The sequence below is a fragment of the Alteromonas sp. NFXS44 genome, from assembly GCF_040148705.1.
GTDB lineage: Bacteria > Pseudomonadota > Gammaproteobacteria > Enterobacterales > Alteromonadaceae > Alteromonas.
In genome coordinates this window covers 630,833-643,432 of the sequence record NZ_JAGDEA010000001.1, presented here as the reverse complement: position 1 = coordinate 643,432, position 12,600 = coordinate 630,833, and the positions used below count along the sequence as shown (strand labels likewise).

Genomic DNA, 12,600 nt, shown 5'->3' with positions numbered 1-12,600 from the left:
TATGCAAAAGGCGCCTTAGGGCGCCTTTTTTGTGTCTGTTTATCTGGCAAAGCAATTAAGCATTTCCGGTACGCACTCACCTTTCGCCGGGCTGATTAATACTCGTCATCAAATGCCGGACCGGCATAGTTATCAAAACGGGAGAACTGTCCCTGGAAGGTTAACCGGCTTGTTCCGATTGGGCCGTTTCTTTGCTTACCGATGATGATCTCAGCAATACCTTTATACTCACTGTTCTCGTGATACACCTCATCACGGTAAATAAACATGATTAAGTCGGCATCCTGCTCGATTGAACCGGATTCACGCAAGTCAGAGTTCACCGGCCGCTTATCAGCACGTTGCTCCAAACTACGGTTCAGCTGTGACAATGCCACAACCGGCACTTCCAGTTCTTTTGCCAGCGCTTTCAGTGAGCGGGAGATTTCAGCAATCTCCAACGTACGGTTATCACTTAACGAAGGTACACGCATAAGCTGAAGGTAATCCACCATGATAAGACTGATCCCCCCGCGCTCTCTGGCCAGCTTACGGGCACGGGAACGTACATCCATGGGTGTCAGACCGGAGGAGTCATCAATAAACAGGTTATCTTTGTCTTTCAGCATAGCCATTGTATTGGATACCCTGGCCCACTCCTGATCGTCCAGCTGTGCTGTACGGATACGGGTTTGGTCAACACGGCTGAGTGATGCGAGCATACGCATCATAATTTGTTCCGACGGCATCTCAAGACTGAAAACCAGTACAGGTTTTGTTTCAGCCATCATAGCGTTTTCACATAAGTTCATGGCAAATGTGGTTTTACCCATCGAAGGACGGGCCGCGACAATGATTAAGTCGGAGGGCTGCAATCCGCTGGTCTTCTTATCCAGATCACTGAAACCTGTGGTTACCCCGGTCACTTCTTTACTGGTTTCAATCAGCGACTCAAGCCGCTTGATGGTCTTATCCAGTACGGAGTCAACATCACGGGGGCCTTCATTTTCACCGGTACGCTTCTCAGCGATTTCAAATACTTTACTCTCGGCCATATCGAGAATATCAGCACTGTCCCGTCCTTCCGGGTTGTATCCCACTTCTGCAATTTCGTGGGCTACACCAATGAGCTCCCGGGTAATTGCCCGTTCACTGACAATTTTCGCATAGGACGTCACGTTGGCAGAACTGGGGGTATTTTTGGCAAGCTCAGCAAGGTAAGCGAAACCACCGGCGTCTTCTAACTCATTGCGGTGTTCCAGAGCTTCTGAAACAGTGATCAAATCCACAGGCTGACTTTCGCCCAGCAATTTCAGAATAACTTTGAATATGACCTGGTGGGAATGATTATAAAAATCTGCGTCTGTAACCAGCTCTGCGACTTTATCCCAGCTCTCACGATCGATAAGCATACTGCCCAGCACCGCTTGTTCAGCTTCGATGCTGTGCGGCGGTACTTTCAGCTTTTCGACATTTTTGTCTTTTGAGGTGGAAACAGCTTTCACAATACGCACATCCAAAAATCAGGGATCTGATATTTTCCGTGAATCAGAGCGAAAAGCAATGCCTGAGGGCCTTTTATCCGGCGAATTGTTGCGGGTCAGGTCCGGCTTTTTCCATTTTAAAGAAAACACCGTCCCACAGAGTAAAGGCTTTGTCTTTACCGGCAACCAGTACTGACTGGCCGGGTACATGTTCCCCGTGGCAACTGACATCGAAACGGGCTACACGATTGGCGACAATGCCGAGTCTTTCAAACGATACATGATATTCGCGAACAAAATCATCGCTGGACAGAGAGGTTTCTTTCCATTCAGCAGGACCACACTGCGTTTGCCCCAGGATCACGTTATCGGGGGTGTACTGAAACGACTGACCCAGCCACATTTCCGCCTGCTCAGGTAACATAGCACTAATGCCAGGTGTTACTGACGAGGTGATTACCCAGGTACCTTCCACACTGGCAGGTTCCTTCACGGCACAACTCATCAGCACTGAGCCTGCAGTTAAAAATAAGGCTGTAAACCAGGCTACCGGTGACCATCCTCTTGCGCTTAATAGACGCGCTGTCATCTACTTCTCCATAATTTTCATACGTATACGAATATGGGGGTATAAAGTTCAACGACAAGCCACATTACCTGCGGCTTATCGTCGTTTCCGGATAGTTAGTCTTTTAGCCAGAGGATTCGTTCAGTTTATTTACATAAAAATAACATCACAGCCTTTACTCAACAATGAGTTCTCCATGAACCGTAGACATTTCTATTGTGGCTCTGCCCCCGTTTGCCGTAAATTCCAGCCATTCATTCGGACCATATTTCGCTGAAGATGGTTTGTCTGCAGTGAGCCTGTTCACGATATCACCACCGGCATGTGCCTGCATTTCTACCCTCGCAGACACACCTTTCTGCATTTTAAGATGCAGTGTTCCGCCAACTGACGAGGCATCCACATCCCCTTTCTCCGCCAGCGTTAAACTGGCAGTGATATCGCCGTTTACTGTAGTGAGAGAAAGCACGTCAATTTCAGACAGTTCCAGTTTGGCATCGCCATTCACGGATTCCAGTTGCACATCAGGGCTGGACGTTTTCAGTTTAATATCACCGTTAACCGTGATGATCCGCGTGCTTTTATCCCCTTCATGGTTGCCGGTAATGTTGCCATTGACGGTTTCGACCTGAAGCAACCCGGAAACATTATCCAGCTTAATATCTCCGTTTACTGATTCCAGTTTCACCTTACCGGCCAGGTCCGACACATCGATATCCCCGTTGACCACATCAAACTGAACAGAATTAGTCAGCCCGCTGGCTTCCACATCCGCCACAACGGCGGTGTAAGACAAACCGGATTTAGCCGGTACAAAAATAGTTAAATCATCACCGTCGCCCGGATTTTTATCCCGCCAGTCAATTTTACGGTGGTTTGTTTCTACCTTCAGAATGACGTCATCGCCTTTTTTCTCAAAGATAAACGCTTCTGTCCGGTCGCCTAATTCACCGGTCACTTTCACCTCGTTTTTATCCCAGCCGGTGATCGTTGCCTTGCCTGCCACGTGCTCTATTTCAACAATCGGCGATGCGGAAGTGGTAAGTGTTTTATCCACCTTTTGTCCGGCCATTGCATTGAAACTGATTGCCGGTATTACCGCTAACATAAATGTTTGTTTAATTGTGGGGTGTAAATGTTGAATTAACCGCATTGTCGGTCCTTAAATCAAATTTGTTGCCATTTGGGCGCGTGCACCCGCTCAATCAGTAACAGTTGTTGTTGATAAATATGCTGCAGCATACCCAGTAACGCTGTATTGTCAGGATCCTGCTTCAGAGCAAGCTTTACTGCTGCTGCCGCATCTTCAAGTTCCTGAATTTGTGTCTGCCAGTCGTCAGTGACTGCTATCTGATCCTTAAAACGCACCAGCAGTTGTTGTTTTTGCTGTTCGTGTTGCCGGCTCAGTACATTTACCAGAGCCTGTCCCCGGGCATCTCCGGCGCCGCTGTCATTGCCGAAATACTCAGAAGGCTTGATAAAGATAAACAGGGAGGTCACCAGTAAAAGGCTGGCGGCCATCGCCATATACCGCAAACGGGTCACTGGTACCTTCTTACCAGCGCTTTCCTGCTTTTCCATTTCTCCGGCTTCGATAGAAAGCGCAATGCCGGTCCACAGATCACGCTCAGGTTTCATTTCCTGTGGCAGGCGCTCAAGCGCTTTATTAAGTTCAGACCCTTTATCAGACATCACTCTCTCCCATCCACGCTTCTAATAGCTGCCGAGCACGGTGAAACTGCGCTTTACTCGTGCCCTGTGCAATATTCAGCATTACGGCGATATCGTCGTGCCTGTAACCTTCTATGGCATGCAATACAAACACTACCCGCGCCCGCTCCGGCAATTGCCGGATATACCGTTCCAGATCCACCTCGCTGCTGCATGATGCTGCACCGGCCTCGTTGTCAATTTGCTCAGTGGTATCGAATAGCCGCCGCATCCAGCTTTTTTGCTTACGCATATAACTGATTGTCACATTCGCGGTTACACTGTGCAGCCAGGTACTGAACAGGCTCTGTCCCTGATAATTACCGAGCTTCCGCCATACCTGGATAAAGACTTCCTGTGTCGCATCTTCAGCCAGCGACTTGTCTCCCGTTAGCCGGTAGCAAAGAGCGTAAACCCGGTTCACGTGTGTTTCGTAGATGTGACGATAGGCATCACGATCGCCGGCTACAGCCGAAGCAACGAGTCTGTTTGATTGTTGTTGTTCTGAACGGGAGTGTACTTCCGTTTCAGACTCTGCCATGTCCATATTCCGTTTTATCCGGTGTGTTTTCAGGTTAGTCGCAGACGACATGTAAAAGGTTTAAATACGCTGCAGTTTTTTTTAAAGTAACACGCTAACCCTTCTCTGTTGTGGAAACTATCATGCATATCGAAGCTTTATACGCAGCTAAACCGGTCCCCTTTGGTCCGCGGGGAGCGCCCAGCGCCATTCAGAAACAACCCGTTCCTTTTCTCACTGTACTGATGTCGGGTACTGAGGAAGACGAACAGGGTAATAAAAAGCTGCACGGTGGTCCGGAGAAAGTGCTCCATCAATTCAGTCACCGTGGTTATGAACGTTTATCAGAAGCGTTTCCTGAGGGTAACTTTGTCCCGGGCACCATTGGCGAAAACCTGATAGTCGAAGGCATGGACGACACTAACGTATTCATCGGAGACGTCTGGCAGATGGGTGAGATAGTTGTACAGGTTGGTGCACCCCGCGCGCCCTGTAATAAAATTTCCCAACGCTTCGATATAAAGAACCTTGATCGCTTCGTCGGAAATGAAGGCATTACCGGCTGGTATTTCCGCGTGATTGAAACAGGCACATTGAAAGCCGGCGATGAAGTAAAGCTGATTTCCAGAGCAGATAAAACGGTCAGCGTTGCTGATTTAATGACGGCCGTTTATGACAAGGGCAATCCTGAAAAAGCAGCAGAGTATATGCAACTGGATGTACTGGACGATGAGTGGAAGGGAAAATGCGAACGCGTAATTAAACGCGGACAATAGTATGAAGCAGGTTGTTCAGGGGAACGCCCCTGAACAACCTCTGGCAACATTAAGACTGAGATTTAATCCAGTCGTCTACCATCAGCTCCAGCGTGCTTAATGGCACGGCACCGCCACCCAATACCAGGTCGTGGAATCCGCGGATGTCGAACTTATCACCCAGCGCAGTTTTTGCTTTTTCTCGCAGCTCCAGAATTTTCAGCATACCGATTTTGTAAGCAGTCGCCTGACCCGGCATGACAAAATAGCGCTGAACTTCTGATTTCGCCTGACCTTCAGAGATTGGCGAGTTATCAATGAAATAGTCTACAGCCTGTTGCTCTGTCCACTTTTTCGCGTGAATTCCGGTATCCAGAACAAGACGGATTGCACGCCACATTTCAGAATGCAGGCGACCAAAGTTATTTACCGGCTCTTTGTAAGCGCCCATTTCGCTGGCAAGACGCTCTGCATAAAGTGCCCAGCCTTCCACATAGCTGGTGAAGAACATTTGTGTGCGGAATGTGGGAATATCTTCCAGTTCCTGGGCAATGGCAATTTGCATGTGATGGCCTGGTACACCCTCATGATATGCAATGGCTTCCATTTCGCTTTTTGGCATCATGGTCATATCAATCAGGTGTACGTAGTAAACGCCCGGCGTCTTACCATCAGGAGAGCTGGGATAGTAATGCTGTGCAGCACCCGGTTGCTCGCGGAAAGGCTCAACCCGTTTCACCACAAGATCAGCCTTAGGAAGACGGCCAAAGTAATCAGGCAGCATTTCTTTCATGTTGTTGATGTATGTACGGGTATCACTCAGATAACCCTCACGGCCCTCATCGGTATTCGGGTAATAGAGACGTTCATCGGTTTTATCTTCACGGAAGTAATCAAACATCTCACGCAGAGAACCTTCAAATCCAAGCTCTGCTTTTACCTTTTCCATCTCCTTACGAATACGGGCGACTTCTTCTAATCCCAGTTCGTGAATTTCATCCGCAGTCATGTCTGTGGTAGTGGAGCGTGCAAGCATGGCATTGTAATAGGCTTCGCCGTCCGGCAGTGCCCAGACACCTTTAGCACTCTTATCCAGCGAAGGCAGATCAGCTTCAAACCAGTCAATCAACGTTTGATATGCAGGCCCGAGCTTAGTAGTAAGCATGGTTTCGGCGTCTTTAAGGTAACCGTCAGCCTGCTCCTGTGTCAGCTCACCGGCGTCGACAAGAGATTGTGCTTTGGCTTTAAAATCTGCATACAGGGCGCTGTCGTTCTCAGAATCGTCAAAGGGCTTTCCGGAGATAATGCCTTTACTTTGTTCAATGACGCCCTGATAGGCAAAGTACGGTGATTTCACACCTTCATCGGCATTGATGCGCGCGCGGTCGATTAACTGATCCATCGCCCGTCCGGTTTCACCCAGACGACTTACGTAATCCTTTAAGTCCTGTTCGCTTTCCACTTTATGATAGTTAATCAATACCGTAGGAAGAGAGGTGTGCATGCCGAACATCTGATTAAAGATATATTCACGGCGCTCAAAAGGCTTCATCAGCTTATCCTGTTCATAGGAGTAAACCAGGATATTCCATGAGATCTTTGACGCATCATCCAGCTTGTCGTAATCGAAGGTGGATTTCATTTCTTCAACAGCTGCTTCCAGCATGGCAAAACGCTCTTCAGCAGCCTTTTCTGATGCATCATCAATTTCACCGTAGCGTTCTTTGCGACCACGCATGGTTAAAGTGATGGGTGACATTTGCAGCTGTTTCTCATACTGCTCTTCAAACCAGGCATTCAGACGTTCTGTTTCTGATTGTGCGGTTTGTTCCGCTGCAACATGGGCTGTGGTTTCCTGCGTCTTTTCGCTGGCAGGTGAACATCCTATGACAGATGCAGCTACAAGGCTCAGTGCAAAGCCTGCGAGGGTTTTCATATTGGGTTTCATTTCCGTCTCCGTGTTATTCATTATTATTTCTTGTTGCGCTGTGAAGTCAGTGCAGATATGTGTTTTCGCACACGCACAGTAACACTATTTTAAAACACAAAGGATATCGTTAAACAAAGATTCACGCCGGATGAGTATGTAAGTAATTATGAATGGCAAATTGCAGGCACAAAAAAGCCCGGATTAACCGGGCTTTTTTAAGAAAAGAGCGAGCAATTACATGCTAGCTTTTTCTACAACGTCAACCAGTGTCCAAGTCTTAGTCTTGGAAACAGGACGACACTCACGGATAGTGACTGTATCGCCTTCGTTAGCAACGTTGCTTTCGTCGTGGGCGTGAAGCTTACTAGAACGCTTGATGAACTTCCCGTAGATAGGGTGTTTAACGAAACGCTCAACAACAACAGTGATAGACTTATCACCTTTGTTGCTAACCACACGACCTTGTACTGTACGAATTTTTTGCTCAGTCATTACGCATCAGCCTTTTGAGTCAGAATGGTTTTAACACGCGCGATGTTACGACGCACTTTCTTCAGCTGGTCTGTTTTTTCAAGCTGACCAGTTGAATGCTGCATGCGCAAGTTGAACTGTTCGCGTAGCAGGTTTAACAACTCTGCGTTCAGCTCTTCTACGCTTTTTTCTTTCAGTTCAGTCGCTTTCATTACATCACCGTCCGAGTTACAAAGGTTGTTTTAAATGGCAGTTTAGCCGCTGCCAGTTCAAACGCTTCGCGTGCCAGAGACTCAGGAACACCTTCCATCTCGTACAGAACACGGCCAGGTTGAATTTGGCATACCCAGTACTCAACGTTACCTTTACCTTTACCCTGACGCACTTCAAGAGGCTTCTGAGTAATTGGTTTGTCAGGGAAAACCCGAATCCAGATTTTACCTTGACGCTTAACGTGACGAGTCATAGCACGACGCGCTGCTTCGATTTGGCGCGCAGTCATACGACCACGACCAACTGCCTTCAGGCCATATGTACCGAAGCTTACATTGCCACCAGCAATAGCAAGACCACGGTTACGACCTTTATGCATTTTACGAAATTTCATGCGTTTTGGTTGTAACATGATTTAGCCCTCTCGCTTCGCGTTGCGGCCTTTCTTCTTAGGTTGAGCTGGCGCAGCCGGCTCCTGGTTTGTAGGCAGACCGCCCAGAACCTCACCTTTGAAGATCCAAACTTTAGTACCGATGATACCGTAGGTAGTTAAAGCTTCAGAAGTCGCGTAATCGATGTCCGCACGGAAAGTGTGCAGAGGAACACGGCCTTCGCGGTACCATTCAGAACGTGCAATCTCTGCACCGCCCAGACGGCCGCTAACTTCTACTTTGATACCTTTGGCACCAAGGCGCATTGCATTTTGTACCGCACGCTTCATAGCGCGACGGAACATTACACGACGCTCCAGCTGGCTAGAGATGCTGTCAGCTACTAACTGTGCATCCAGCTCTGGCTTGCGTACTTCTGCAATGTTGATCTGAGCAGGCACACCGGCCAGCTTAGATACGTGATTACGCAGTTTTTCTACGTCTTCACCTTTCTTACCGATAACAACGCCCGGACGAGCAGTGTGAATAGTCACACGGATGCTCTTAGCAGGACGCTCGATCACGATTTTAGAAAGTGAAGCGTTTTTCAGCTGCTTAGTCAGGTACTGACGTACCTGATGATCGTTATACAGGTTGTCTGCATAGTCTGCAGTATTAGCGTACCAGGTCGAAGTCCATGGTTTGCTGATACCCAGGCGTATACCTGTAGGATGTACCTTCTGTCCCATTTTCTACTCCTAGTTATCCGCTACAACTACAGTGATGTGGCTGCTGCGCTTAAAGATACGATCGGCACGGCCTTTGGCACGTGGCTTGATACGTTTCATCGTTGGACCTTCGTCGACGAAGATTTTCGCAACTTTCAGCTCGTCGATGTCAGCACCTTCGTTATGCTCTGCGTTAGCTATAGCAGACTCCAGTACTTTCTTAACTAATGCTGCGCTTTTCTTCGGGCTGTACGCTAAAACTTCAAGAGCTTTTTCAACGTGCAGGCCGCGAATTTGATCCGCAACCAAGCGTGCTTTTTGAGCCGACGTGCGGGCAAAGCGATGTTTAGCTAATGCTTCCATTTCCTACCCCTTAACGTTTAGCTTTCTTGTCCGCGACATGGCCGCGGTAAGTACGCGTTGGCGCAAATTCGCCCAACTTATGGCCGACCATTTCGTCACTTACGATGACAGGTACATGTTGGCGACCGTTATGGACCGCAATGGTCAACCCAATCATATCTGGGATGATCATCGAACGACGTGACCAGGTTTTAATTGGTTTACGGTCGTTCGCTTCCACTGCAGCCTCTACCTTCTTCAGCAAGTGAAGGTCGATAAATGGACCTTTCTTGAGAGAACGTGGCATGGTGAATCCTCGCTATTACTTGTTACGACGACGTACGATAAGCTTATCAGTACGCTTGTTGCTACGGGTTTTCTTACCTTTAGTAGGAACACCCCATGGAGTAACCGGGTGACGGCCACCTGATGTACGTCCTTCACCACCACCGTGCGGGTGATCAACCGGGTTCATTACAACACCACGGACTGTAGGACGAACACCACGCCAGCGAGTCGCACCAGCTTTACCCAGTGAACGCAGCATGTGTTCTGCATTGCCAACTTCACCGATTGTTGCACGGCAGTCAGACAATACTTTACGCATTTCACCTGAACGCAGACGTAAAGTAACGTAGTTACCTTCACGTGCCAGGATCTGAGCGTATTGACCAGCAGAGCGAGCGATTTGCGCGCCTTTGCCAGGCTTCATTTCGATAGCGTGTACTGTTGTACCTACAGGGATGTTGCGCATAGGCAGGGCGTTACCTGCTTTAATTGCAGCATCAGAACCAGACTGGATAGTGTCACCAGCTTGCAGGCCCTTAGGTGCCAGGATGTACTTACGCTCACCGTCTGCATACAGTACCAGAGCAATGTTTGCAGAACGGTTAGGATCATATTCTAAGCGCTCAATTTTGGCAGGGATGCCGTCTTTGTTACGCTTGAAATCTACGATACGGTAGTGCTGTTTGTGACCACCGCCAATGTGACGTACGGTAATACGACCATTGTTATTACGGCCGCCAGACTTGTTGTTCTTGTCTAACAGAGGCGCATAAGGAGCACCTTTGTGCAGATCAGGGTTAACAACCTGAACAACGTGACGACGACCGGCAGAAGTTGGCTTAGCTTTCATTAATGGCATTTCTAATCCCCTTCTTATTCAGCGCCACCGACAAAGTCGATGTCCTGACCTTCTTTAAGCGATACATACGCTTTTTTCCAGTCGCTACGCTTACCGAAAGACATGCCGTGACGCTTGGTTTTACCCTTAACGTTCACAGTGCGTACGTCAGCTACTTCAACTTCAAACAGTTTTTCAACTGCAGCTTTGATTTCAGCTTTGTTCGCGTCTTTAGCTACTTTGAATACAACAGTGTTGCTGGCTTCAGCCGCCATTGTAGACTTTTCTGAAACGTGAGGTGCTTTCAGCACCTTCAGTAGACGTTCTTCGTTCATGCTAACGCCTCCTCAAGCTGTTTAACTGCATCAGCAGTAATCAGCACTTTTTCAAAAGCGATCAGGCTGACCGGGTCAATACCCGCAACGTCACGTACATCAACTTTGTACAGGTTGCGTGCAGACAGGAACAGGTTCTCATCAACTTCAGGAGTTACGATCAGAACGTCGTTCAGTTCCAGTTCGTTCAGCTTAGCTACCAGAGCCTTAGTTTTAGGCGCATCTACTGCGAACTTCTCAACAACAACCAGACGGTCTTGACGAATCAGTTCAGACAGGATGCTTTTGATAGCACCGCGGTACATTTTTTTGTTAACTTTTTGATCAAAGTCACGAGGCTTAGCAGCAAATGCGCGGCCACCACCAACCCAGATTGGGCTGCGGATTGTACCGGCACGTGCACGGCCAGTACCTTTTTGACGCCATGGCTTCTTACCACCACCACGTACTTCAGAACGCGTTTTTTGCGCTTTAGTACCCTGACGAGAACCTGCACCGTAGGCAACAACTACCTGGTGAACCAGGGCTTCGTTGTATTCACGTCCAAAGGTCGCTTCGGATACTTCAAGAGCGCTTTGCGCATCTTTCAATGTTAATTCCATCACTTCACTCCCCAGACGTTACGCTTTAACAGCTGGCTTTACGATTACATCGTTGCCAGTTGCGCCAGGTACGGCACCTTTAACCAGGATCAGGTTATTTTCTACGTCAACACGTACTACTTCCAAAGATTGGGTAGTCACTTGCTTGTTACCAAGCTGACCAGCCATTTTCTTACCTTTGAAAACTTTACCAGGTGATTGGTTTTGACCAATTGAACCAGGTGCACGGTGAGACAAAGAGTTACCGTGAGTCATACGCTGAGAACTGAAGTTCCAACGTTTGATTGCACCTTGGAAACCTTTACCTTTAGAAGTACCAGTTACATCAATTTTTTTAGTGTCGTTGAAGATTTCAACAGTGATTTCACTGCCCACTTCAATTTCGGCACCTTCGTTATCTTCCAGGCGGAATTCTACCAGAGTGCGGCCTGCTTCAACGCCAGCTTTAGCAAAGTGACCTGCTTCAGCTTTGTTTACGCGGTTCGCTTTCTTAGTTCCAGCAGTAACCTGAAGAGCGCGATAACCGTCAGTTTCTTCAGTACGTAACTGAGTAACACGGTTTGGGGTCGCTTCAATAACAGTCACAGGGATAGACGTGCCATCTTCAGTGAAGATGCGGGTCATACCCACTTTACGACCGACTAGACCAATCGCCATTGTTAATACCCTCTCTTATTAGCCCAGGCTGATTTGAACATCAACGCCAGCAGCCAAGTCCAAACGCATCAGCGCGTCAACTGTTTTATCAGTTGGCTCGATGATGTCTACCAAACGCTTGTGAGTACGGATTTCGTATTGGTCACGCGCGTCTTTATTAACGTGCGGAGAAACCAGAACTGTATAGCGTTCTTTGCGAGTAGGCAGAGGAATAGGACCGCTTACCTGAGCACCAGTACGTTTCGCCGTTTCTACGATTTCAGCCGTAGATTGATCGATCAACTTGTGATCAAACGCTTTAAGACGAATACGAATTCTTTGATTTGGCATCGATTAAGCTCCAATCGAAAGAACAAAAAAATCATCTTCTCATTCCCTCTTTTGATGGGACGAAAAGATGTGCGTATAAACCAGTGATTCCCAATTGGAATCTTGTTCTTTGTTTCTGACACGCCCGCTACTTCACCGATTACTCGCTTTTGTAGCTTCGGCATCTACCCTAAAAGCAGTGTAGCTGCGGCCGAAACCATGCTCCTGTTACATGTTGTACAGGGCAAGTGGGCGCGAATTATACAGAATTATCGGTTAAGCGCAACTCACAAATGCGAAAAACTGATCTATTTTTATTCAACAGGGTGTGAACCGGAAAGGAATGGTGCGGGTCTGACTGTAATAAAGCGTAAATGTCGCTTCTGGTCTGACGGTCAAGTTGCCGCTTTGGTCATAAAGGGTTATTGTGAAACCTCTTTATATAAGTACCGGTTTTTCTTTGTATACCGGTTCCGGGTTGTGCCGGGCAGCACTGCCTT

18 protein-coding genes are annotated in these 12,600 nt (G+C 48.0%); 1 reads left to right on the top strand and 17 read right to left on the bottom strand.

The features are described 5' to 3' along the window. Window positions 1–95: 95 nt before the first annotated feature. The 5 genes from dnaB to J3369_RS02770 all read right to left on the bottom strand — a co-directional run bounded on the left by dnaB (window position 96) and on the right by J3369_RS02770 (window position 4,282). Window positions 96–1,484: a replicative DNA helicase gene (gene dnaB, locus J3369_RS02790; RefSeq protein ID WP_119503267.1), complete on the bottom strand. Its 1,389-nt coding sequence runs from the start codon at window positions 1,482–1,484 to the stop codon at window positions 96–98. Between the two features lie 73 nt (window positions 1,485–1,557). Beyond that, the gene (locus tag J3369_RS02785) at window positions 1,558–2,052 is read right to left on the bottom strand and encodes a hypothetical protein (RefSeq protein WP_349583552.1); all 495 of its coding nucleotides are present in this window, start codon (window positions 2,050–2,052) and stop codon (window positions 1,558–1,560) included. Window positions 2,053–2,206: 154 nt separating this feature from the next. Further along, the gene (locus J3369_RS02780; RefSeq protein ID WP_349583549.1) at window positions 2,207–3,184 is read right to left on the bottom strand and encodes a DUF4097 family beta strand repeat-containing protein; all 978 of its coding nucleotides are present in this window, start codon (window positions 3,182–3,184) and stop codon (window positions 2,207–2,209) included. 14 nt (window positions 3,185–3,198) lie between these two features. Then, entirely contained in the window at window positions 3,199–3,723 is a 525-nt protein-coding gene (locus tag J3369_RS02775) for a hypothetical protein (protein WP_349583546.1), read from the bottom strand. Continuing rightward, window positions 3,716–4,282 carry an RNA polymerase sigma factor gene (locus J3369_RS02770; RefSeq protein WP_349583544.1) on the bottom strand — a complete coding sequence of 189 codons (567 nt, stop codon included), beginning with the start codon at window positions 4,280–4,282 and terminating at the stop codon, window positions 3,716–3,718. Before J3369_RS02770 ends, J3369_RS02775 begins: the two co-directional genes overlap by 8 nt. A gap of 122 nt (window positions 4,283–4,404) precedes the next feature. Between J3369_RS02770 and J3369_RS02765 the strand changes: the two genes are divergently transcribed. Then, window positions 4,405–5,037, top strand: a complete 633-nt coding sequence (locus tag J3369_RS02765; protein ID WP_349583541.1) for an MOSC domain-containing protein — start codon at window positions 4,405–4,407, stop codon at window positions 5,035–5,037. A gap of 49 nt (window positions 5,038–5,086) precedes the next feature. On the opposite strand, the gene J3369_RS02760 is transcribed toward J3369_RS02765, so the two are convergent. The 12 genes from J3369_RS02760 to rpsJ all read right to left on the bottom strand — a co-directional run bounded on the left by J3369_RS02760 (window position 5,087) and on the right by rpsJ (window position 12,121). Then, window positions 5,087–6,964: a DUF885 domain-containing protein gene (locus J3369_RS02760; RefSeq protein ID WP_349583538.1), complete on the bottom strand. Its 1,878-nt coding sequence runs from the start codon at window positions 6,962–6,964 to the stop codon at window positions 5,087–5,089. A gap of 216 nt (window positions 6,965–7,180) precedes the next feature. Further along, window positions 7,181–7,438 (bottom strand): 30S ribosomal protein S17, encoded by a 258-nt coding sequence (gene rpsQ, locus J3369_RS02755; RefSeq protein WP_349583536.1) that lies wholly within the window; start codon window positions 7,436–7,438, stop codon window positions 7,181–7,183. Then, entirely contained in the window at window positions 7,438–7,629 is a 192-nt protein-coding gene (gene rpmC, locus J3369_RS02750) for a 50S ribosomal protein L29 (RefSeq protein ID WP_119499835.1), read from the bottom strand. The genes rpsQ and rpmC overlap by 1 nt, the downstream gene beginning before the upstream one ends. Beyond that, window positions 7,629–8,042 (bottom strand): 50S ribosomal protein L16, encoded by a 414-nt coding sequence (rplP, locus tag J3369_RS02745; protein ID WP_349583532.1) that lies wholly within the window; start codon window positions 8,040–8,042, stop codon window positions 7,629–7,631. Before rplP ends, rpmC begins: the two co-directional genes overlap by 1 nt. Before the next feature lie 3 nt (window positions 8,043–8,045). Beyond that, the gene (gene rpsC / locus J3369_RS02740; protein ID WP_119499834.1) at window positions 8,046–8,750 is read right to left on the bottom strand and encodes a 30S ribosomal protein S3; all 705 of its coding nucleotides are present in this window, start codon (window positions 8,748–8,750) and stop codon (window positions 8,046–8,048) included. A gap of 9 nt (window positions 8,751–8,759) precedes the next feature. Then, window positions 8,760–9,092, bottom strand: a complete 333-nt coding sequence (rplV, locus tag J3369_RS02735) for a 50S ribosomal protein L22 (RefSeq protein ID WP_119499833.1) — start codon at window positions 9,090–9,092, stop codon at window positions 8,760–8,762. Between the two features lie 10 nt (window positions 9,093–9,102). Next, the gene (rpsS, locus tag J3369_RS02730) at window positions 9,103–9,378 is read right to left on the bottom strand and encodes a 30S ribosomal protein S19 (RefSeq protein ID WP_119499832.1); all 276 of its coding nucleotides are present in this window, start codon (window positions 9,376–9,378) and stop codon (window positions 9,103–9,105) included. Between the two features lie 15 nt (window positions 9,379–9,393). Further along, window positions 9,394–10,218: a 50S ribosomal protein L2 gene (gene rplB / locus J3369_RS02725; protein WP_119499831.1), complete on the bottom strand. Its 825-nt coding sequence runs from the start codon at window positions 10,216–10,218 to the stop codon at window positions 9,394–9,396. Between the two features lie 14 nt (window positions 10,219–10,232). Then, window positions 10,233–10,532, bottom strand: coding sequence for a 50S ribosomal protein L23 (gene rplW / locus J3369_RS02720; protein WP_119499830.1), 300 nt, complete (start codon window positions 10,530–10,532; stop codon window positions 10,233–10,235). Then, window positions 10,529–11,134 (bottom strand): 50S ribosomal protein L4, encoded by a 606-nt coding sequence (gene rplD, locus J3369_RS02715; RefSeq protein ID WP_119499829.1) that lies wholly within the window; start codon window positions 11,132–11,134, stop codon window positions 10,529–10,531. Before rplD ends, rplW begins: the two co-directional genes overlap by 4 nt. Before the next feature lie 18 nt (window positions 11,135–11,152). Continuing rightward, window positions 11,153–11,791: a 50S ribosomal protein L3 gene (rplC, locus tag J3369_RS02710; protein WP_119499828.1), complete on the bottom strand. Its 639-nt coding sequence runs from the start codon at window positions 11,789–11,791 to the stop codon at window positions 11,153–11,155. An 18-nt stretch (window positions 11,792–11,809) separates the two neighbouring features. Further along, the gene (rpsJ, locus tag J3369_RS02705) at window positions 11,810–12,121 is read right to left on the bottom strand and encodes a 30S ribosomal protein S10 (protein WP_008845776.1); all 312 of its coding nucleotides are present in this window, start codon (window positions 12,119–12,121) and stop codon (window positions 11,810–11,812) included. Window positions 12,122–12,600 lie beyond the last annotated feature (479 nt).

Coding starts and splice junctions, on each gene's coding strand:
- J3369_RS02785 (WP_349583552.1), bottom strand. CDS start 2,052: ATGACAGCGCGTCTATTAAGCGCAAGAGGATGGTCACCGGTAGCCTGG.
- J3369_RS02780 (WP_349583549.1), bottom strand. CDS start 3,184: ATGCGGTTAATTCAACATTTACACCCCACAATTAAACAAACATTTATG.
- J3369_RS02775 (WP_349583546.1), bottom strand. CDS start 3,723: ATGTCTGATAAAGGGTCTGAACTTAATAAAGCGCTTGAGCGCCTGCCA.
- J3369_RS02770 (WP_349583544.1), bottom strand. CDS start 4,282: ATGGCAGAGTCTGAAACGGAAGTACACTCCCGTTCAGAACAACAACAA.
- J3369_RS02765 (WP_349583541.1), top strand. CDS start 4,405: ATGCATATCGAAGCTTTATACGCAGCTAAACCGGTCCCCTTTGGTCCG.
- J3369_RS02760 (WP_349583538.1), bottom strand. CDS start 6,964: ATGAAACCCAATATGAAAACCCTCGCAGGCTTTGCACTGAGCCTTGTA.
- rpsQ (WP_349583536.1), bottom strand. CDS start 7,438: ATGACTGAGCAAAAAATTCGTACAGTACAAGGTCGTGTGGTTAGCAAC.
- rpmC (WP_119499835.1), bottom strand. CDS start 7,629: ATGAAAGCGACTGAACTGAAAGAAAAAAGCGTAGAAGAGCTGAACGCA.
- rplP (WP_349583532.1), bottom strand. CDS start 8,042: ATGTTACAACCAAAACGCATGAAATTTCGTAAAATGCATAAAGGTCGT.
- rpsC (WP_119499834.1), bottom strand. CDS start 8,750: ATGGGACAGAAGGTACATCCTACAGGTATACGCCTGGGTATCAGCAAA.
- rplV (WP_119499833.1), bottom strand. CDS start 9,092: ATGGAAGCATTAGCTAAACATCGCTTTGCCCGCACGTCGGCTCAAAAA.
- rpsS (WP_119499832.1), bottom strand. CDS start 9,378: ATGCCACGTTCTCTCAAGAAAGGTCCATTTATCGACCTTCACTTGCTG.
- rplB (WP_119499831.1), bottom strand. CDS start 10,218: ATGCCATTAATGAAAGCTAAGCCAACTTCTGCCGGTCGTCGTCACGTT.
- rplW (WP_119499830.1), bottom strand. CDS start 10,532: ATGAACGAAGAACGTCTACTGAAGGTGCTGAAAGCACCTCACGTTTCA.
- rplD (WP_119499829.1), bottom strand. CDS start 11,134: ATGGAATTAACATTGAAAGATGCGCAAAGCGCTCTTGAAGTATCCGAA.
- rplC (WP_119499828.1), bottom strand. CDS start 11,791: ATGGCGATTGGTCTAGTCGGTCGTAAAGTGGGTATGACCCGCATCTTC.
- rpsJ (WP_008845776.1), bottom strand. CDS start 12,121: ATGCCAAATCAAAGAATTCGTATTCGTCTTAAAGCGTTTGATCACAAG.